The 19,130-nt window shown below is 59.4% G+C and carries 17 protein-coding genes; 6 read left to right on the top strand and 11 right to left on the bottom strand.

The features are described 5' to 3' along the window. The first annotated feature begins 53 nt into the window (after positions 1-53). The 3 genes from ACPF7Z_RS06800 to ACPF7Z_RS06790 all read left to right on the top strand — a co-directional run bounded on the left by ACPF7Z_RS06800 (position 54) and on the right by ACPF7Z_RS06790 (position 3,327). A complete protein-coding gene (locus tag ACPF7Z_RS06800; RefSeq protein WP_425192479.1) occupies positions 54-659 on the top strand; it encodes a porin family protein in 606 nt (201 codons plus the stop codon). A 103-nt stretch (positions 660-762) separates the two neighbouring features. Beyond that, complete coding sequence (gene rraA, locus ACPF7Z_RS06795; RefSeq protein ID WP_425192478.1) at positions 763-1,251, top strand: ribonuclease E activity regulator RraA; 489 nt, start codon at positions 763-765, stop codon at positions 1,249-1,251. A gap of 243 nt (positions 1,252-1,494) precedes the next feature. After that, positions 1,495-3,327: a glycerophosphodiester phosphodiesterase family protein gene (locus ACPF7Z_RS06790; protein WP_425192477.1), complete on the top strand. Its 1,833-nt coding sequence runs from the start codon at positions 1,495-1,497 to the stop codon at positions 3,325-3,327. Positions 3,328-3,406: 79 nt separating this feature from the next. Here the strand turns inward: ACPF7Z_RS06790 and ppsA are convergent, their stop codons facing one another. Next, positions 3,407-5,779 (bottom strand): phosphoenolpyruvate synthase, encoded by a 2,373-nt coding sequence (gene ppsA, locus ACPF7Z_RS06785; RefSeq protein ID WP_425192476.1) that lies wholly within the window; start codon positions 5,777-5,779, stop codon positions 3,407-3,409. 309 nt (positions 5,780-6,088) lie between these two features. Between ppsA and ppsR the strand changes: the two genes are divergently transcribed. Next, positions 6,089-6,922, top strand: coding sequence for a posphoenolpyruvate synthetase regulatory kinase/phosphorylase PpsR (ppsR, locus tag ACPF7Z_RS06780; protein WP_425192475.1), 834 nt, complete (start codon positions 6,089-6,091; stop codon positions 6,920-6,922). Positions 6,923-7,016: 94 nt separating this feature from the next. Here the strand turns inward: ppsR and ACPF7Z_RS06775 are convergent, their stop codons facing one another. The 5 genes from ACPF7Z_RS06775 to ACPF7Z_RS06755 form a co-directional block, all read right to left on the bottom strand. Continuing rightward, positions 7,017-8,393: an MATE family efflux transporter gene (locus ACPF7Z_RS06775; RefSeq protein ID WP_425192474.1), complete on the bottom strand. Its 1,377-nt coding sequence runs from the start codon at positions 8,391-8,393 to the stop codon at positions 7,017-7,019. A 136-nt stretch (positions 8,394-8,529) separates the two neighbouring features. After that, positions 8,530-8,919, bottom strand: coding sequence for a rhodanese-like domain-containing protein (locus ACPF7Z_RS06770; protein WP_425192473.1), 390 nt, complete (start codon positions 8,917-8,919; stop codon positions 8,530-8,532). Between the two features lie 7 nt (positions 8,920-8,926). Further along, positions 8,927-9,826: a 3-hydroxyisobutyrate dehydrogenase gene (gene mmsB / locus ACPF7Z_RS06765; protein ID WP_425192472.1), complete on the bottom strand. Its 900-nt coding sequence runs from the start codon at positions 9,824-9,826 to the stop codon at positions 8,927-8,929. Between the two features lie 59 nt (positions 9,827-9,885). Then, positions 9,886-10,995 (bottom strand): enoyl-CoA hydratase/isomerase family protein, encoded by a 1,110-nt coding sequence (locus tag ACPF7Z_RS06760; RefSeq protein ID WP_425192471.1) that lies wholly within the window; start codon positions 10,993-10,995, stop codon positions 9,886-9,888. A 30-nt stretch (positions 10,996-11,025) separates the two neighbouring features. Beyond that, the gene (locus tag ACPF7Z_RS06755) at positions 11,026-12,195 is read right to left on the bottom strand and encodes an acyl-CoA dehydrogenase family protein (protein WP_425192470.1); all 1,170 of its coding nucleotides are present in this window, start codon (positions 12,193-12,195) and stop codon (positions 11,026-11,028) included. 185 nt (positions 12,196-12,380) lie between these two features. Here ACPF7Z_RS06755 and ACPF7Z_RS06750 point away from each other — a divergent pair, with 185 nt between their 5' ends. Next, positions 12,381-12,839, top strand: coding sequence for a MerR family transcriptional regulator (locus ACPF7Z_RS06750; protein ID WP_425192469.1), 459 nt, complete (start codon positions 12,381-12,383; stop codon positions 12,837-12,839). A gap of 66 nt (positions 12,840-12,905) precedes the next feature. Beyond that, complete coding sequence (locus tag ACPF7Z_RS06745; RefSeq protein WP_425192468.1) at positions 12,906-14,618, top strand: AMP-binding protein; 1,713 nt, start codon at positions 12,906-12,908, stop codon at positions 14,616-14,618. Between the two features lie 53 nt (positions 14,619-14,671). On the opposite strand, the gene ACPF7Z_RS06740 is transcribed toward ACPF7Z_RS06745, so the two are convergent. The 5 genes from ACPF7Z_RS06740 to ACPF7Z_RS06720 all read right to left on the bottom strand — a co-directional run bounded on the left by ACPF7Z_RS06740 (position 14,672) and on the right by ACPF7Z_RS06720 (position 19,085). Then, the gene (locus ACPF7Z_RS06740; RefSeq protein ID WP_425192467.1) at positions 14,672-15,403 is read right to left on the bottom strand and encodes an S-methyl-5'-thioinosine phosphorylase; all 732 of its coding nucleotides are present in this window, start codon (positions 15,401-15,403) and stop codon (positions 14,672-14,674) included. Positions 15,404-15,424: 21 nt separating this feature from the next. Next, the gene (locus tag ACPF7Z_RS06735) at positions 15,425-16,003 is read right to left on the bottom strand and encodes a hypoxanthine-guanine phosphoribosyltransferase (protein WP_425192466.1); all 579 of its coding nucleotides are present in this window, start codon (positions 16,001-16,003) and stop codon (positions 15,425-15,427) included. After that, complete coding sequence (locus tag ACPF7Z_RS06730; RefSeq protein WP_425192465.1) at positions 15,996-17,288, bottom strand: mechanosensitive ion channel family protein; 1,293 nt, start codon at positions 17,286-17,288, stop codon at positions 15,996-15,998. Before ACPF7Z_RS06730 ends, ACPF7Z_RS06735 begins: the two co-directional genes overlap by 8 nt. A 2-nt stretch (positions 17,289-17,290) precedes the next feature. Further along, positions 17,291-18,328 carry a beta-N-acetylhexosaminidase gene (gene nagZ / locus ACPF7Z_RS06725; protein WP_425192464.1) on the bottom strand — a complete coding sequence of 346 codons (1,038 nt, stop codon included), beginning with the start codon at positions 18,326-18,328 and terminating at the stop codon, positions 17,291-17,293. Positions 18,329-18,425: 97 nt separating this feature from the next. Continuing rightward, complete coding sequence (locus tag ACPF7Z_RS06720; protein ID WP_425192463.1) at positions 18,426-19,085, bottom strand: TetR/AcrR family transcriptional regulator; 660 nt, start codon at positions 19,083-19,085, stop codon at positions 18,426-18,428. Positions 19,086-19,130: the final 45 nt, after the last annotated feature.

The following is a 19,130-nucleotide window of genomic DNA, read 5'->3' as shown; positions in this document are numbered from 1 at the left end:
CGTGTCATCTGATAATCACGACTCGCCTCACGATGAATGTTTGGAGAATACCGATGAAACTCAAAACGCTGGTTGTCGCTTCTTGTGCTTCTACTGCCATGCTCGTCGCTGCGCCTTCGGTTCTGGCCGCACCCAACGCAGATGGTCTGTACCTGGGCGTCGGCACGGGTTTCAGCTCTCTGGAAAACGATGATGACGAAGTGGGTGACTTCATCTCGGACGGCGCCGAGGACTTCGATCTCGACGACGACGACGACAACGTCTTCAAGGGATTCGTCGGCTACGAGTTCAACCCCTATTTTGCCACCGAGCTGTTCTATGCAGATCTTGGCCGCACACGTCTGGAAGGCAGCAACAATGCCAATACCGACCTGGAATCCGATGCATATGGCATAAGCGCCGTGGGTCAGCTGCCTCTTACTTCCTGGTTCACGCTGTTTGCCAAGGCCGGTATCGCCAAGTGGGAAACCGATGTCGATGGCAACCTGGGCAACGCCAGTATCGATCTGGATGATCAGGATGGCACCGATCCGGTCTATGGCGCCGGCGCCCAATTCAATTTCGATCCGTTCCTGGTGCGGGCCGAGTACGAACGTTACGATTTCGACAGTGACTATCAGATCGACACCTTCACCGCCTCGGCGGGTTTCAGCTTCTAAGCCTGGATTCACGATTGATGCTGCGCCGGGCTTGTCCCGGCGTTGTCGTTTCTGGAATCCTGTCAGTGGTAAATCCATTCCCACTCGCTCAAGGAATCATGCCATGCCTACCATCGTGACCCCGGATATCTGTGATGCGTACCCGGACGTTCAGATTCTCGATCCTTTATTCGTCAATTTTGGCGGCATCGACGCCTTTTATGGACCCGTGAAGACCATCAAGTGCTTCGAGGATAATTCTCGCGTGAAGGAAGCCGTAAATGAACCCGGTGACGGCGCGGTACTGGTAGTGGATGCCGGCGGTTCGCTGCGCTGCGCAATGCTCGGCGATATGCTCGCCGAAAAGGCCGCTGCCAATGGCTGGGCAGGCATTCTCATGTTCGGCTGTGTGCGGGATGTGGACGTACTGGCCGACATCGAACTCGGCGTTCAAGCGCTGAGCGCTCATCCTCGGCGTAGCGAAAAACGTGGTGAAGGTCAGCGTGATCTTTCCGTCACCTTTGCCGGCGTGACCATTCATCCAGGGCAATGGTTATATGCCGATAACAACGGCATTCTGGTTGCCGAGGAGCGCCTGGCGTTGAACGACTGAGAACCCATTTATGATCTGCTGCGTGTCGGTCATACGTCGTTAAATTCGGGCTCGTGCGCGAGCCCGGTCAAAATACTCATTTACACCAGTAAACTCCGTTTTTTCGTCCGAATTCGCCTTGTCTGACTCTAGCTCGCTAGATCGTAAACAGGTTCTGAATCGCACATTTTAACGAGCGCTTCACTATCAGCGCTCTCTCTAACGCTATTTGTCATAACGAGCATGGAATGAGACGCTTGCTCCATGCTCCCTCAACGGCCCCCTATCTTGACGCCATACCATTTACTGACGGCAGTGATCGTTTCGTTACGCGAACACTGGCGCCCCTTGGTGGCCTACCATCTGTTCTTCACGCTGCTGGCGACTACCTTGCTGCTACCTTCCTCCGCGGCGGCCCTGTCAGCACTATTGAGACGTATTGGGCGACCTGTATTCACCAATGGTCAATTGCTCGATATCGCGCTTTCCCCGATTGGCTTGTTATGGCTGCTGGCAGCCATCGGCGCCACCTTCCTGATCCTATTTCTGCAACAAGCCGGCATGTTATTGGTGGCGGTGCGCCCTGACGCCAGCCGTTATCGGGCTGCGCTGGAAGCGCTATGGAGCGTTGCCCGGCGCTTTTTTGCCATCGGCACGCTGACACTGCTGCAGGTCGGTACACATCTGCTACTCGCCTTACCCTTGCTCATCGCCCTGGTTCTTCTCTACCAATGGCTGCTCGGTGGCATGGAAAGCTACTACGTGCTGCGCGTCAAACCTCAGGAGTGGTGGCTGTTCTTGGCGAGTGGTTTGCCTTTCGTTCTGCTTTGGCTGTGGTTCGCGGCGCGTCTTTATCTACGCTGGTCCCTGGCCCTGCCCGTGTTGATCCTCGAGAGTGTGTCTGCCCGCCGCGCCCTGGCACGGAGCCGCGAGCTTACCCGAGGCGTCAAGAAACGGCTGGCACTGCCGATTATCATGTCGATCATGGTGATCATTGCCCTGCCGGTCGTCATCACCAGCCTGTTCGATGCCTTGATCACACCCTCACTGGGATGGTTGCCGGAGCGTAGCGCGGTGCTGATTCCCGCCATGCTGGCCTACCTCACCACCTATGCCCTGCTGACCCTCGCCGCCACCTTCGTGGGTGTGGCGATCAACAGTCTCCTGCTCACCTGCCTCTATCTGCGCCTTGCTCATCAACAACCCAAACCCCAAGCACCGTCCAAAGGCAGTCATCCGGGCTGGGTGGCCTGGGGCGCGGAAGCGATTGTTCTGGTGCTGGCGCTGAGCCAGGCAGCAATGGCGCTCACCAGTTTCGAGATTCGTGACCGGGTCGGTATCACCGCCCATCGTGGCAGTTCGTTCAAGGCACCGGAAAACACTCTGGCATCGATCGAACAAGCCATCGAGGACGGTGCGGATTATGTCGAATTCGACGTACGCCTGACCCAGGACGGTCATGTCGTCGTGGCCCACGACAATAGTCTTCGTCGACTGACGGCACTCGAGCAATCCCTCTCCGACATGACGCTGGAAGAGGCGCGTCAGATCGATGTCGGTAGCTGGTTCGGTGATGTGTTCGTTGGTGCACGGATTCCTACCCTCGACGAAGTCATCGCCATGACCCAAGATCGCATCAAGCTGTACATCGAACTCAAACCGGCACGCGGAGACGAAGAGGCACTGGCAACCGCAGTGATCGATAGCCTGTCATCGGTACCTCGTGACGACATCGTTCTGGCATCGCTTTCTCCTTCGGCACTCAAAGAAGCCAAACGTATCGCTCCTGAGTTGCGCACCACGCTTTTCGCTCAATTCGTGGTGCGAGGGGGCATGGATAGGCGTTTATTCGACGCGCTTGGCTTGCGCCATAACCGAGTAACGCCGGCCTCCATCAGAGCGGCTCAGCGGCATGGGTATCAGTTGCATACCTGGACGGTGAATGGACAAGCGGAGATGTCGCGTCTGATCGACCTGGGCGTCGACAACATCATCACCGACCGGCCCGATCTGCTCGGCGAAGTGCTGAATGAACGCGCTGCACTCAGCGATGGGGAATTGCTGTTGCTGAAGCTGCGCAACTGGCTGCGCTCTTAATAGTGGCTGATAGCGACAACGAAAACGCCCAGCCTATTCGAGGATAGACTGGGCGCACTTTTCTTGCTTGTGAAGGCGATCAGGCCATGGTTTCACCGGCAAGCATGAACCACGTCTCGAGCACCGCATCCGGGTTCAACGACACCGAATCGATCCCCTGTTCCATCAGCCACTTGGCCAGCTCCGGGTAATCCGAGGGCCCCTGGCCGCAGATGCCCACGTACTTGCCCTGTTCCTTGCAGGCGGCGATGGCCATCGCCAGCAGTTTCTTCACCGCCGGATTACGCTCGTCAAACAGGTGGGCCACGATGCCGGAGTCCCGGTCGAGCCCCAGAGTCAGCTGGGTCAGATCGTTGGAGCCGATGGAGAAGCCGTCGAAGTGCTCGAGAAATTCCTCCGCCAGCAGCGCATTGGCCGGCAGCTCGCACATCATGATGATCTTCAAACCACGCTCACCACGCTTGAGGCCGGCTGTACCGAGCAGCTCGACGACCTCTCGCGCTTCGTCCGTGGTGCGTACGAAGGGAATCATGATCTCGACATTGTCGAGCCCCATCTCGTCACGCACCCGCTTGATCGCCTGACATTCCAGCTCGAAGCAGGGACGGAAGGACTCGGAAATATAGCGCGAGGCGCCACGGAAGCCCAGCATCGGGTTCTCTTCACCGGGCTCGTAGAGCTTGCCGCCGATCAGATTCTCGTATTCGTTGGACTTGAAGTCCGACATGCGCACGATGACCCGCTTGGGATAGAACGCCGCCGCCAGGGTCGAGATGCCCTCCACCAGCTTGTCGACATAGAAGCTCACCGGGTCATCATAACCGGCGGTGCGCGCATCGATGACCTGTTGCAGGTCTGTAGGCAGGGTGGCGTAATCCAGTAAGGCCTTGGGATGTACTCCGATCATGCGATTGATGATGAACTCCAGCCGCGCGAGACCAACACCGGCGTTGGGCAGGGAAGCGAAGTTGAAGGCGCGATCCGGGTTACCCACGTTCATCATGATCTTGAAGGGGATTTCCGGCATCGCATCGACACTGGAGGTCTTGCAGTCGAAGTCGAGCAAGCCTTCATAGACATGACCCGTATCACCCTCGGCGCAGGAGACCGTCACCTCGCGACCATCAGCAAGCACCTGGGTGGCATCACCACACCCCACTACCGCGGCAATACCCAGCTCCCGGGCAATGATCGCCGCATGGCAGGTGCGTCCGCCCCGGTTGGTAACGATGGCGGAAGCACGCTTCATCACCGGCTCCCAGTCCGGGTCGGTCATATCGGTGACCAGAATGTCGCCGGGATTAACCTTGTCCATCTGCTCCGGGGTCTCGATGACCTTGACCGCACCACGGCCGATGCGCTGACCGATGGCCCGCCCCGAGACCAGCAAGCGCCCTTTCTCATTGAGCTGGAAACGCTCGAGCTTGCCGCCTTCCTGTTTGGAGACCACGGTCTCGGGACGAGCCTGAACGATGTAGAGCTTGCCATCGTCACCATCCCGAGCCCATTCGATATCCATGGGGCGGCCATAGTGCTGCTCGATGGTCATTGCCTGACGCGCCAAGGCCATGACGTCCTGATCGTCGATGCAAAAGCGTGCGCGATCCGCCACCGGCACATCGATGGTCTGCACGGAACGACCCGCCGCTGCATCGTCGGTATAGGTCATCTTGATCAGCTTGGATCCCAGAGTGCGACGCAGCACGGCGGGGCGTCCGGCAGCCAGAGTCGGCTTGTGTACATAAAACTCATCCGGATTGACCGCTCCCTGAACCACCGTTTCACCCAGCCCCCAGGAGCCGGTAACGAACACCGCGTCGCGATAGCCGGACTCGGTATCCAGGGTGAACATGACCCCGGCAGCACCGGTCTCGGAGCGCACCATCTTCTGAATACCGGCGGAGAGCGCTACTAGGCTGTGATCGAAGCCGCGATGCACGCGATAGGAGATCGCCCGGTCGTTGAACAGGGAGGCGAACACCTCATGTACGGCACGCTTGACGTTATCGAAGCCTTCGATATTGAGGAAGGTCTCCTGCTGACCAGCGAAGGAGGCATCCGGCAGATCCTCTGCGGTCGCAGAGGAGCGCACTGCCACCTTGAGGTTTTCATGACGCGATTCGAGCTCGTGATAGCTCTCTTGCAGGGCTTTCTCGAAGGCCGGCGGCAGCGGTGTGTCGATGACCCACTGACGAATCTCGGCGCCGACCCGTGCCAGCTCGTTGACATCGTCCACATCGAGTCGATTCAGAGCATCGTTGATGCGCTCATTGAGTCCTTCATGGGCCAGGAACTCACGATAAGCGAAGGCAGTGGTGGCGAAGCCTCCGGGTACAGTGACTCCGGCGTCGGCCAGATTGGAGATCATCTCGCCCAAGGAGGCATTCTTGCCTCCCACCCGCTCGACATCGTTCATGCCAAGACGATCGAACCATTCGATGTATTGTTCCAAGAGACCCCCTAGATCGTGATGCAACGAGTGCCCTGCGAGAAAATCTTATCGGCATACAATGCGACGATAGGCAGGACATGCTTTTTCGGATGTTGGCTACCCTAGCAAATCACGAGTCTTATTCGCCATTAGTCTAATAGCGAAGTCACTGGAGTATTTTTACAACACCGCTGCTTTTTGCACCCTTATTGTAGTCTCGGGGCAAAAGCCTCCATGATCTTGGAAAGTGATTGTGGCCATGCAGACGAACCGAGACAATACGCGGCATATCGCCTATCGCCGCCAAGTGGACATACAAGGGAAGACGCCATGCCGCGCACCGCTTTCTTCATTTCCGATGGAACCGGCATCACCGCCGAGACTCTAGGCCGTAGCCTGTTAGCCCAGTTCGAGAACGTCGAGATCATCATGGTGACCAAACCTTATATCGACTCGACGGAGAAGGCGCATAATCTGGCCACGGTGATCGAAGCCACCGCAGCGAAGGACGGAGAGACGCCGATCATCATCGACACCATCGTTGATGAGTCGATTCGTGAAGTCATCTCCCAGGCACCAGGCTTCAAGGTGGATATCTTCACTACCTTCCTTGCCCCGCTGGAAGAAGAGTTGCATACCCACTCTTCCTACTCCGTGGGCCGCACTCATGCCATCGGCAAGGATGAGGTCTACATGCATCGCATCGACTCGGTGCATTTTGCCCTGGACAACGATGACGGCGCCCGGGTACATCAGTATGACAAGGCGGATATCATTCTGGTGGGGGTTTCCCGCTGCGGCAAGACGCCTACCTCACTCTATCTGGCGCTACAGTTCGGTATCCGTGCCGCCAATTACCCGCTCACCGAGGACGACCTCGACGAAGACGGCACCCTCAAGATGCCCAAGGCGCTGGCCCCCCATCGTCACAAGCTATTCGGACTGACCATCGACCCAAGGCGGCTATCGGCGATTCGCAGCGAGCGCCGGCCCAATAGCCGCTACTGCTCCATCGATCAGTGCCTTCAGGAAGTGCAACAGGCGGAGGCGCTCTACCGGCGCTATCATGTGCCTTTCATCGACACGACCCGTTTCTCCATCGAGGAAATCTCGACCCGCATGATCGCGGAAACCGGACTGCAGCGGCGTTTCAGCCCTCGGTAAAGGTGCTTGGTCTGCGGGCTTTCCGGCGGCAAGCCTTTATCGCAAGTTACTAGAAAACTTCATGCAGTCTGTCGATTTGTAGAAGGCATGTTTTTCACACCTTCAGCCGCTGGCGCAGTGTGCGCCGCATCTGATGCCAGGAGATCAGCGCCATGATCAGATTGGCGGACATCATGCCGAGGAAGATGCCCAGCGGCCCTTGCAAGTAACCTCCGAGCCAGGCCAGGGGCACGAAGAGCACGAACAACCGCACCACGGAAAGCTCCAGGGCGCGCCGGGGCTGATGCAGCGCATTGAAGGAGGAGTTGGTCAGGATCACCACGCCCTGCGCGCCCAATCCCAACGGCACCCACCACAAGAACAGCCGCAGCACCTCCCCCACTTCCGGGCTCTGCGCGTAGCTGCTGGTCAGCCAGGGCGCCAGCAACTGCAGTACGATCCATACCCCAAGCTGCCAGACCAGCACGAAAACGAAACAGCCTAAAATCGCCCGTTTGACTCGATCGGGTTGATCGGCGCCATGGTTCTGGCTGACAAAAGGAGACAGAGTCATCGACAACGATAGCACGGCGATCTGGGCGATGGCGTCGATGCGGGTACCGACCCCAAAGGCCGCTACCGCCGCATGACCGTAATCCGCGACGATGCGCGTCACCAGTGCCATGGCGATGGGGGTAAAGATACTGGTAATCGCCGCCGGCAGTGCAATCTTGCCCAGCTCGCCCCAGGACTCGATCAACGCGGCGAGCTTGAACCCGCCCAGATCCATCATCCTGCGTAGATCGTGTTGAGCGAACAACGCCAGGGTCATGGCGGCCCAACTGATGACCGTGGCCAGTGCCGCCCCACTTACGCCCAGCGCCGGGACAGGCCCTAGACCGAAAATCAACACAGGGTCGAGTATGGCGTTGAGTACCGCTGCGCCGCCCATCATCAACCCTGGCACCACCGTATTGCCTTGAGCGCGCAATACGCTACTCAGCACCCGAGGCGCAATGACGAACGCCGCGCCCAGGTACCAGACGCTCATGTAGTCACGAATATAGGGCATCAAGGCCTGGTCGGCGCCCAGAGCCGTGAACAGTGGCACGACACTCGCCCGCCCGACCAATGTCACCACCACGCCGACCAGCAGCGCCATCAGGAAGGCGTCCGTGGCACGCCGGCGCACCGTTTCTACCTCGCCACGCCCCAAGCGCCTCGCGACCACCGCCGAGGTCCCGATGGCCATGCCGATTGCCAGACTGATGGCGGCAAAGGAAACCGGAAAGGTAAAGGAAACCGCTGCCAGGGGCTGGGTACCCAGTCGCGCAATGAACCAGGCATCCACCAGGTTGAACATCAGCATCGCGATCGAGCCCGCCACTACCGGTAGCGATTTTTTAAACAGGGTGGAGGCGATCGGCCCGGTCAGTAGAGGGTTGGCAGACGCTGCCGAAGAAGAATCACCGGGCTGAACGGAAGAACGCATGCAGGCTCTCTGTTATGCAATCAGGCAAAGCCGCTATTGTGCCCGGCGGTGGGGCTTTATCCCAAACCAAAATCCCAACCAACTGATATAAGCTTTACGTAAAAAGTCGGTGAGCGAGATGCATTTCGAACAACGCTCACTTTTCGATGGGCCCGTCGGCACCGCGCCAGGCCGAAAACCCGCCGCCCACATGGCAGATCGGCCCGAACCCCATGCGCTGCAGCTGCTGAGTCGCCAAGGCCGAGCGCTGACCCTTGGCGCAGAACAGCACAAAACGATCGTCTCGGGCAAACACCTCGCGATGATAGGGGGAATCCGGATCGACCCAGAACTCGAGCATGCCCCGGGGGGCATGTACCGCGCCGGGCACCCGACCCTCCCTGTCCAATTCCCGTATATCTCGGATATCGACGAAGGTCACGCCGGGCTGATCGTGAAGGGCCAGGGCTTCTTCGGCGGTCAGGGTCTCGATCTCGGTTTCCGCTTCGGCGACCAGCTCGGCAACACTCTTGCGCAGGGGCTTCATCGTCCTGTTATTCCTCCCCAGCGCGGTAAAAGCGCTGAATGCTGGAGAAATCGAGTCGACCATTCCCCTGGGCGGCATGTTGCACGTACAGGTTGCGCGCCTGGGATCCCATGGGCACCGCCGCCTTGGACTCCAGCGCCATCTGCCAGGCCAGGCCCAGATCCTTGGTCATCAAGTCGACCAGAAAGCCGCCCTGATAGTCGTTGGAGGCCGGTGCATTCTCCATGACCCCCGGCCAGGGGTTATACACATTGAGCGCCCAGTTGCCACCGGAGCTTTGCTTCATGATTTCGGACAATACCGCCGGATCGAGACCGTTTTTGACGCCCAGAGCCAGGGCCTCGGCGGTGCCGCTCATGAGAATGCTCAACAGCATGTTGTTGCAGATCTTGGCGACCTGACCCGCACCGCTCTCACCGGCATGAAAGACATTCTTGCCCATCGCCTCGAGCACCGGTTTGGCCTGTTCGAAGCCTGCTTCGTCGCCCCCCACGATGAAGGTCAAGGTGCCGGCCTTGGCACCGCCGACGCCACCGGAAACCGGGGCATCGAGATAACTCAGACCGCGTTCGCGAGCCGTCTCGGCGACCAGGCGCGCGTCCTCCGGGGCAATGGTCGAGGCATCGATGATCAGCGGTTTGCCGTCAAGCGCATCGAGCAATCCCGGTTGATTTTCCTGACCGAGATAAAGCCCTTTCACATGAGCACCGGCGGGCAGCATCGATACGATAACCTCGGCACCGCGAGCCGCTTCCGCTGCGGAAGAGGCACTTTGCGCGCCAGCGGTTTTCAGGGTCTGGATGGCGGACTCGACCAGATCGAAGACCACGACCTGGTGGCCTGCGTTGACCAGATTAGTGGCCATGGGCGTGCCCATGTTGCCCAGACCGATGAAGGCGATTTTCATGGCGGGTCTCCTTTAAACACTCTTGTTGTCAATAACGTTGCTGGGCTGACGTTGCAGGACTATAGATCGCGCAACGGATGCGCTTGCGGCGACCACAGCGAACTCAAGAAATCCTCGACGTCGCGCTCCGGGACGCTGGCCACATCGACATGTGACCAGCGCGGATTCTTGTCCTTGTCGACAAGCAAGGCACGCACCCCTTCGGCGAGTTCTCCATGGCGACAACACTGCACGGACAGGTTGAGTTCATCACGGAAAGCCTCCGCCAGGCTGGCATGACGATGACGCGCCAGCATGCGCCAGACCAGATGAGCACTCATCGGGCAACCCACGGCCAAACGCTGGCGGTTGGCCGCAAGCCACTCGTCGGCATCATCATCATCGAGAATACGTGTGACCGCTTCAGTGACCGTGGCGGCGTCGACAAGGGACTGAATCTTGTCGAGACGCGGCATCACCTGAGCCTGGGGTGCTTCATCCCGGGCTTCGAAATCCCGAAGCACGCGGCGCAGGTCGGTTTCCGGTGCACCGAGATCCGCGTCCACCAAGGCATCGAGCACTTCCTGACGCCGGGCATGAGGAATCAGGCGATCCGCCAGACCAAGATCAAGCGCATCCCGGGCATTGAGCTGCGCCCCGGTCAGACCCAGATAAGCCCCTACCCCCGGGGGCATACGATTGAGGAACCAACTGGCGCCGATATCCGGATACAGCCCGATGGTGATCTCGGGCATGGCGATGCGCGTTGATTCGGTGGCCACCCGTTGGCCGCCGCCCGCCATCAAGCCCAGGCCACCGCCCATGACGATGCCATTGCCCCATACGATCAACGGCTTGGGGTAGGTGTGGATGTGGTGATCGAGTCGATATTCTGCAGTGAAATAGGTCTCGGCGAAGGCAGCCGCCTCATCCACATGATGTGCCTCGGTCATGGCGCGATAGAGCGCCACCACATCGCCACCGGCGCATAGCGCCTTGTCGCCGGCGCCTTCGAGCCATACGACCTTGATCCGGTCATCCTCGGCCCAGGCATCGAGCCTGGCGCTCAGCTGCTCGATCATCTCCAGGGACAGCGCATTGAGCGACTTGGGAGCGTTCAGAGTAGCGATGGCAATAGCGCCACCGTCTCGAGTCGATAGTTCATTGAACAGGACGAGAGATTCAGACATGCGAAATGCTTCCCTGCCAAAATAATGGATTCATTGCTGCAAGGCATCGATGGCGCCTTCTGCGAACAGGCGGCGGGCGACGATCAAGCGCATGATTTCGTTGGTGCCTTCGAGGATCTGATGTACTCGGGTATCGCGTACCAGACGTTCCAGCGGATATTCCTTGATATAACCGTAGCCGCCGTGCAGCTGTAGAGCCTCATTGCAGACATTGAAGCCGATATCCGTCGCCAGGCGCTTGGCCATGGCGCAATGCGCCGGAGCCTGGGGATCGTTATGATCCAGACGCCAGGCAGCGTGACGTACCATCAGGCGTGCGCTGACCAGTTCGGTGGCCATGTCGGCGAACTTGAATTGCAGGGCCTGGAACGACGCCAACGCACTGCCGAACTGCTTACGCTCATGCAGATATTCCCGGGACAGCGACAAGGCGTGTTGGGCAGCACCCAGGGAGCAGCTGGCGATGTTCAACCGTCCACCGTCGAGCCCTTTCATGGCCAGCTTGAACCCCTCGCCCTCTTCGGCAAGACGATGAGTTGCCGGCACCCGCACGCCATCGAAGCTGACCAGCCGGGTCGGCTGGCTCTTCCAGCCCATCTTGTCTTCGTTCTTGCCGTATTCGACCCCGGCGCTGTCTGCGGGTACCGCAAAGGCCGTCACGCCTCCGGCGCCGGAATCCGGCTCCCCGGTGCGGGCCATGACCACCAACATGTCGGTTTCTCCGGCGCCGGAGATGAACATCTTACTACCGGAAATCACATACTCATCGCCTTCCCGCACCGCCTTGGTGCGCAGGTTAGCGGCATCCGACCCAGAACCGGGTTCCGTCAGGCAATAGGAAGCCAGACGCTCACCGCTAATCAGGGCGGGCAGCCAGGCTTCGTGCAAGATCTCGCTGCCCCAGTTGGCGATCATCCAACTGGCCATGTTGTGAATGGTCAGATAAGCGGTGGTGGAGATACACCCCTGGGCCAATTGTTCGAAGATGAGGGAGGCGTCGAGCCGCGACAAGCCCAAGCCTCCGTGGGCTTCATCGATGTAGATCGCCAGAAATCCCGCGTCACCGGCTCGCTTGATCACATCCACAGGAAAATGAGAGGTCGCATCCCATTCGGCGGCATGAGGGGCGAGCTCGACTCGAGCGAAGTCTGCAGCGGCCTGCTGCAGTGCGCGTTGGTCCTCGTTAAGGGCAAAATCCATGGCAGCCTCTCTTAGCGCAAGCAAATACACAACAAGGATTGCATCATCTATACAACCTAGCATCTGTCGACCGGCATGAAAGCTATCGCTTGGTCTACTTTACGTTAACGTCAAGCTGATCTAGCCTAGCCCCACCGGGAAAACAATGGCGATAACACGTCACCCACTACGTCAAGGATAGCAGCATGTCCGAGGTGTCCCCGCGCAACGCTCTTCAGCACGGCTCTACCCAGCGCCGCTCTTTGTCGCGACGTCAGTATACGATTGGCGAACTTGCCAAGATCTTCGAGGTGACGCCACGCACCATCCGTTTCTATGAACAGGAAGGATTGCTGACACCAGAGCGCCGCGGCCGAACTCGGGTCTATCATGAGAAGGATCGGGTGCGGTTGAAACTGACCCTGCGCGGCAAGCGTCTTGGATTTTCCCTGGCGGAGATCCGCGAGGTGATCCAGCTCTACGATCACGCCCCGGATGGCGATGAACGACAGTTGCAGCTTCTTCTCGACATACTCAGTGAGAAGCGCGAGGCCATGCAACAACAGTTGGAAGACATCCGCATACTGCAACGAGAACTCGATGAGGTCGAAACACGCTGTCGCGAATCCCTTGCACTGCTCGAGGCAGCCCGCGGCAAACGTTGAATCACGATACGAATCGTCTTTGTCATGCACGAGGCATTCCACTGCCAACAACAAGCAGGAAGCACCATGACCCAGCACGCCACTAATTCTACTGTCTCTACTCGATCATTCAGTTATGCCAGCGGCATCAGTGAGCTGCCGCTCAAGGGCCAGACCATCGGCGACTGCTTCGACGAGACCGTCGAGCGCCATCCCGAGCGGGATGCACTGATCAGCCGCCACCAGAAATTGCGTTATACCTGGCAAGAGCTGCACATCGAGGTCGAACGTGCTGCCCGCGCCCTGCTCGCCATTGGCGTGACCAAGGGTGAGCGCGTCGGCATCTGGGCGCCCAACTGTGCCGAGTGGGCGATCACGCAATTCGCCACAGCGAAGATCGGTGCGGTACTGGTCAACATCAATCCAAGCTACCGCACTCATGAACTCGAGTATGCCCTTACCCAGTCCGGCACCTCGACTCTGATCCTGCAGGGTGAGTTCAAGGCATCAAATTATGTCGACATGATCAGTGAGTTAGCGCCGGAGCTTGCCAGCGCTTCGTCCGACACGCTGAGCAGCACACGCCTGCCCAGTCTGAAGCGGGTGATCTGTCTCGATGCCGCTCTCACCCTACCCGGCATGATGCACTGGAAGACGCTGCTCGAGCAGTCGGACAAGATAACGACCGAGGAGCTGGCGGCGCTGCAGGCCACGCTACAGTTCGATGAGCCGATCAATATCCAGTACACCTCCGGCACCACTGGTGCCCCCAAGGGCGCGACGCTATCGCACCACAATATCCTCAACAATGGCTTCTTCGTCGCCGAGCGCATCGGATTGACCAACGAGGATCGCATGGTGATCCCGGTGCCGCTGTATCATTGCTTCGGCATGGTCATGGGTAACCTGGGGTGCATGACCCACGGTGCCGCGATGATCTATCCTGATCACGGATTCGATCCCCTGACGACGCTACAGGCCGTCAGCGAAGAGCGAGCCACCGCCCTGTATGGCGTGCCCACCATGTTCATCGCCGAACTCGAACATCCGGAATTCGAGCATTTCGATCTGGGCTCGCTGCGTACCGGCATCATGGCCGGCTCGATCTGCCCCATCGAGGTGATGCGCCAGGTCATCGACAAGATGCACATGAAGGAAGTCAGCATCTGCTACGGCATGACCGAGACCAGTCCGGTCAGCCTGCAGACCCAGACCGATGCCCCGCTCGAGAAGCGTGTCACCACGGTGGGTACGATCCATCCGCACATCGAGGTCAAGCTGGTTGACCCTTCCACCGGGGCGGTGGTGCCAAGAGGTGAGAAAGGCGAACTCTGCACTCGCGGCTACAGCGTGATGCTCGGCTACTGGGACAATCGCGAGGCTACCGACAAGGCCATCGACCCGGCCGGCTGGATGCACACCGGCGATCTTGCGATCATGGACGATGAAGGCTATACCACCATCGTCGGGCGCATCAAGGACATGATCATCCGAGGCGGCGAGAACGTCTATCCTCGCGAGATCGAGGATTTCCTCTACACCCACCCGGCGATTTCCGACGTGCAGGTGATCGGCGTGCCTGACGAGAAGTACGGTGAGGAGATCATGGCCTGGGTCAAGCTGGTCGACGGCGAAACCCTCGACGAGGAAGGCCTGCGCAGCTTCTGCAAGGGCCAGATCGCCCACTACAAGGTGCCGCGCTACGTCAAGTTCGTCGATGCCTTCCCCATGACCGTGACCGGCAAGATCCAGAAGTTCAAGATGCGTGAAGAAGCGACCCACGAGCTGGGGTTGAAGTAGGAGTCGTCACGCACTCCAAGCCACCCGACAGCAAGGCTGTCGGGCGGCTTCGCTCATGTCGTCAGCAGCGCGTCGATCACTCGCTTGACACGATCGATGCCGTTCTCGAGGGCCGCTTCGATCTCGGCCATGGTGATCTCGCTCTCGACCACGCCGGCGGCGGGATTGACCACCAGCGCCAGGCACGCATAGGGAATCGACAGTTCACGCGCTAGAACCGCCTCCGGCATGCCGGTCATTCCCACCAACCGACAGCCGTCCCTCGCCATGCGGGCAATCTCGGCGGCGGTTTCGAGGCGTGGCCCCTGGGTGCAGCCGTAAACGCCACCGTCCTCAATTGTCTCACCGGCCTGCTTGCCTGCCATCACCAGAACATCCCGCAAGTCATTGTCGTAGGGCCAGGAAAAATCGATGTGTTTCAAGGACCGAAAGCGCCCGTCGAAATAGGTGGACTCGCGCCCTGTGGTGTAATCGATCAATTGATCCGGCACCACCAGCGCCCCGGGCTGCAGCGTGGGGTCGATGCCGCCCACCGCATTGATCCCGACAATACCGGTGGCGCCAGCTTGCTTGAGCGCCCATAGATTGGCGCGGTAGTTGACCCGATGCGGCGGCAACTTGTGCGGATGACCATGGCGGGCCAGAAACAGAATGTCTTGACCCTTCAGCTTGCCCTGCATAACCCCTGCGGACGCCGCGCCCAGCGGCGTCTCCGCGGAATGCCGCTTGACCACTTCCAGCCCCGCCATCTCGGTCAGACCGGTCCCACCAATGATCGCCAGCATCGCCAGTCTCCTGAGAGTGACCTACATGCCCTTGGGGGCAAAGATCCCTGGGGCATTGCGCCAATATCCCTTGTAATCCATGCCGAAGCCGAACACATAGCGGTCTTCGACTTCGAGACTGCAATAATCCGCCGTCAGCCCCGGTACCGCCTTGCGTTCGTGGCGCTTGTCGACCAGCACGGCGGTGGAAATGCTTGCCGCCTGAGCCTCGCGGCAATAGGCCAGAATGGCCGCCAGGGTCGTGCCCTCATCGAGAATGTCGTCGACGATCACCACATGGCGCCCCGCCATGGGAATCTCCGGCGAGACCCGCCAGAACAGCTCGCCGCCCCGGGTGCCGCCGCGATAGCGGGTCGCATGCAGATAATCGACTTCCAGTGGAAAGCCCAGTCGGGTCAGCAAGTGCCCCGTGGTGATCAAGCCGCCATTCATGACGCAGTAGAAGACCGGCAGCTTGTCTCCGAGATGATGGGTGATCTCCTCCGCCATGCGATCCAGGGCACGCTCGACCTGCTCCTGAGTGATCAGGCAGTCGGCGTTCTCCATGAGATCGCGCATGGTGGCCAAGGATTCGTGATAGTGGGTATCGAGTTTAGGCATCGGCATCCTGGTTGCTGGCGTTTGCAGAAGAATCGTCCGCCTCTCCTCGCGCTGGGGAAGAGGCACGCTGGGATGATGAAGAATGGGATGAAGCAGCAGAAGAGGTACTGCGCTTGCCCGGCATCGCGCGAGACGACGCTTTTTCGTCTCGTTCATTGCTGTCATGACCCTCGGCCTCGCCGCGCTCCAGAGTGAGCGGATCGGCCAGATGTAGCGTCCGAGTCGGCATGGCAATATCCGCTCCCGCTTCATCGACGATCGAGGCGATGCGCAGCAAGATATCCTGCTTGATATCCAGGTGCTCCGCCCAATCCGTGGTGCGGGTATAGGCGTAGATCACGATATCAAGAGAATAGGCACCAAAGGACTCGAAGTTGACCAACATGAAGTTGTCCTGGTCGATCGACTCGTGCTCTTCAAGCAGGCTGCGAATGCTCGAAACGATGCCCTCGACCTGATCGACGTCTTCATAGCGTAGGCCGATGGTCTCGTAGATACGGCGATTGAGCATCCGCGACGGATTGACGATCGCAATCGAACTGAAGAGCATGTTGGGAATATACAGCGGGCGCAGGTCAAAGGTGCGGATTCGCGTCAGGCGCCAGCCGATATCCTCGACGGTTCCTTCGATCTCGCGATCCGGCGAGCTGATCCAATCACCCACCTTGAAGGGATTGTCCAGATGAATGGCCAGGCCACCGAAGAAGTTGGCCAGAATGTCGCGCAGGGCAAAGCCGATGACCAAGCCACCCAGGCCGCCAAAGGCCAGCAGGCCGGACAGCGACATGCCCAGCGCTTCCAATATTGCCAGCGCCACTACGGTCAGAATGACGGCGCCCAGCAGCTTGCTCACCGCCGAGGCGGTCGAGGCATCCATGGGTTTGGCGGAATTGCGCTGCGGCGGTACCATCAAGCGACGCTTGATCTGGCGCACCAAGCGTAGACCGGTCCACCCCAACATCAACAGAACGAACACCCATAAGGCAGTCGGCGTGTGAGCAACGACGCGACTCAGCTCCAGGCGGGCCGCTCCCAGACTCGCCAGGGCGATAAGGGCACAGCCCCAGACGCCGACCCAAAGTGGGCGCCGCAAGGCCAGCAGTACCACGTCGTCCCAACGATTGCGCGTCTTTTCCAGCGCGTTGCTCAGCCGCCAGATCACCAGACGCAGGAATAAGTCCGCCACTAGCGCCAGGCTAAGAATCGCCACCGGCGCCAATAGCCAAGAAGGTAGGTCAAACGTCGCCTGGAACCACTGCTCGACCGGATCTAGAAATTCCAGCACGCTCAACTCCCCGTGGTGCTATCCGAAGGGGCATCGGTCAACGCCTCGAGACGCGCGTGTACGCGTCGCCAGCGGCTCAGGGCCGGCAGAGTCTCGAGTCCGGGGCGTGCACGCGCATAGCGTAGGCGGGCCTGGCGCTTCGACTCATAGCCTACACAGGCATCCGCCACCATCAGGGCGGCATCGCGATCATTGCACACCAATACCATGTCACAGCCGGCCTTCAATGCCGCCATAGCACGATCACCGGGGCCACCGGCAACATGGGCACCGGCCATGGACAGATCATCGGAGAAGATCGCCCCCTTGAAGCCCAGTTCTTCGCGCAGCATACCCAACCAGTTCGGGGAGAACCCCGCGGGACGTTCATCGAAGGCGCTATAGACCACATGGGCCGGCATCACGCCATTCAGACGATTGGCCAGCGCCGCAAAGGGCACCAGATCATGCGCGCGTAGCGTCTGCAAGGGTCGATCGTCGATGGGTAATTCAAGATGAGAGTCTGCGGCGACACCGCCATGGCCGGGAAAATGCTTGCCGATAGCCGCCATTCCGGCCTCGTGCAGACCATCGATGAAGGCACCGGCCATGGCGGTCACGGCCTGGGGATCACTCGAGAAACTACGATCACCGATCACGCTGGAGCGACCGGTATCGACATCGAGCACTGGCGCGAAGGAGATATCCAGACCACAGGCCGACATCTCCATACCCAGTAGCCAGCCGGCATCCTGGCACAGTTGCAGGCAATGCTGGGGCTCGTCGGGATAACATTGCCCCAGGCGAGCCATGGAGGGCATACGCGTCACGCCCCTGCGTAAGCGCTGCACACGACCACCTTCTTGATCGATGCCCAGCAATATCTCGGGACGCAGCTTGCGAATGGACGCGCACAACTTGATGACCTGTTCAGCATCGACAATATTGCGTGCAAACAGGATGACGCCCCCAACTTCCGGTCGTGACAGCAATTTGCGCTCTTCACGGGACAGTGCGACGCCTTCAAGATCCAGCATCACCGGACCGAGTGGTTGGGTCATGATCGAGTTCCTCTGCATGAAGGGGGCTGATTCTAGAACAAAGACCGACATCACAACAGACGCTTTGGTCGCTACGAATCTACTTCATCCGTGCCGATCACACCGGCGCCGGATGAACAGCCTGGGGCAATGGCGCATTCATGCCGGCCACCACCACGGGCCCCAAGCGGTGGATCAGATCGCGCACGCTGACCTGCTCACCGTAATCCTTGGCAGCGATGTCGCGCAGCGCATCGAGTCCCGACAGAGTAAAGATCACCGTGCCCAGCATGAAATGCAACCGCCAGAAGCGCTCGGCGTCCGGTAATTCGGGGGTGGCGCGACGTACGAGTTCGGTAAAGCGCGTAAAGACACTACCGTAATGCTGCTGAATATAGCGCCGCAGATGCCCCTGGGCCTGGGTATAGGCCAACCCCAGCAGACGAATGAACACCTTCAGACTATTGCGCTCTGCCGGCACCTCCAGCACCGTGCGCGCCATGCTCTCGAGCAATACCTCAAGCGGAATGGGCTGAGCGCCATATTCGATTTCAAGCCTGTCCAGTGTCTTGTGAAAGCGCTCGGTGAAGGGATCGAGATAGCGCGCGAATACCGCCTGAATCAAGGCCTTCTTGGAACCGAAATGGTAGTTCACCGCCGCCAGATTGACCTTGGCCTTGCTGGTGATGGTGCGCAGTGAAGTCTCGGCAAATCCGCGCTCGGCAAACAGCACTTCAGCGGTATCGAGAATACGCGTTACGGTATCGGTCTGGTTCATGCAGGATCTCTTGGACTGATAAACGCCTGTTTTAAACATCGTCAT

It is taken from the genome of Halomonas sp. GXIMD04776, assembly GCF_049808615.1.
GTDB lineage: Bacteria > Pseudomonadota > Gammaproteobacteria > Pseudomonadales > Halomonadaceae > Modicisalibacter.
Note: the sequence above shows the minus strand (reverse complement) of the source record. Positions and strands in the feature narration are given on the sequence as shown.

What these genes read in the sequence shown, in the direction of transcription:
- ACPF7Z_RS06790 (WP_425192477.1), top strand. Translation starts at nt 1,495, where the DNA reads ATGCTCCCTCAACGGCCCCCTATCTTGACGCCATACCATTTACTGACG.
- mmsB (WP_425192472.1), bottom strand. Translation starts at nt 9,826, where the DNA reads ATGAAAATCGCCTTCATCGGTCTGGGCAACATGGGCACGCCCATGGCC.
- ACPF7Z_RS06770 (WP_425192473.1), bottom strand. Translation starts at nt 8,919, where the DNA reads ATGAAGCCCCTGCGCAAGAGTGTTGCCGAGCTGGTCGCCGAAGCGGAA.
- ACPF7Z_RS06745 (WP_425192468.1), top strand. Translation starts at nt 12,906, where the DNA reads ATGACCCAGCACGCCACTAATTCTACTGTCTCTACTCGATCATTCAGT.
- ACPF7Z_RS06720 (WP_425192463.1), bottom strand. Translation starts at nt 19,085, where the DNA reads ATGAACCAGACCGATACCGTAACGCGTATTCTCGATACCGCTGAAGTG.
- ACPF7Z_RS06750 (WP_425192469.1), top strand. Translation starts at nt 12,381, where the DNA reads ATGTCCGAGGTGTCCCCGCGCAACGCTCTTCAGCACGGCTCTACCCAG.
- ppsR (WP_425192475.1), top strand. Translation starts at nt 6,089, where the DNA reads ATGCCGCGCACCGCTTTCTTCATTTCCGATGGAACCGGCATCACCGCC.
- nagZ (WP_425192464.1), bottom strand. Translation starts at nt 18,328, where the DNA reads ATGACCCAACCACTCGGTCCGGTGATGCTGGATCTTGAAGGCGTCGCA.
- ACPF7Z_RS06740 (WP_425192467.1), bottom strand. Translation starts at nt 15,403, where the DNA reads ATGCTGGCGATCATTGGTGGGACCGGTCTGACCGAGATGGCGGGGCTG.
- ACPF7Z_RS06800 (WP_425192479.1), top strand. Translation starts at nt 54, where the DNA reads ATGAAACTCAAAACGCTGGTTGTCGCTTCTTGTGCTTCTACTGCCATG.
- ACPF7Z_RS06760 (WP_425192471.1), bottom strand. Translation starts at nt 10,995, where the DNA reads ATGTCTGAATCTCTCGTCCTGTTCAATGAACTATCGACTCGAGACGGT.
- ACPF7Z_RS06755 (WP_425192470.1), bottom strand. Translation starts at nt 12,195, where the DNA reads ATGGATTTTGCCCTTAACGAGGACCAACGCGCACTGCAGCAGGCCGCT.
- ACPF7Z_RS06775 (WP_425192474.1), bottom strand. Translation starts at nt 8,393, where the DNA reads ATGCGTTCTTCCGTTCAGCCCGGTGATTCTTCTTCGGCAGCGTCTGCC.
- ACPF7Z_RS06735 (WP_425192466.1), bottom strand. Translation starts at nt 16,003, where the DNA reads ATGCCTAAACTCGATACCCACTATCACGAATCCTTGGCCACCATGCGC.
- rraA (WP_425192478.1), top strand. Translation starts at nt 763, where the DNA reads ATGCCTACCATCGTGACCCCGGATATCTGTGATGCGTACCCGGACGTT.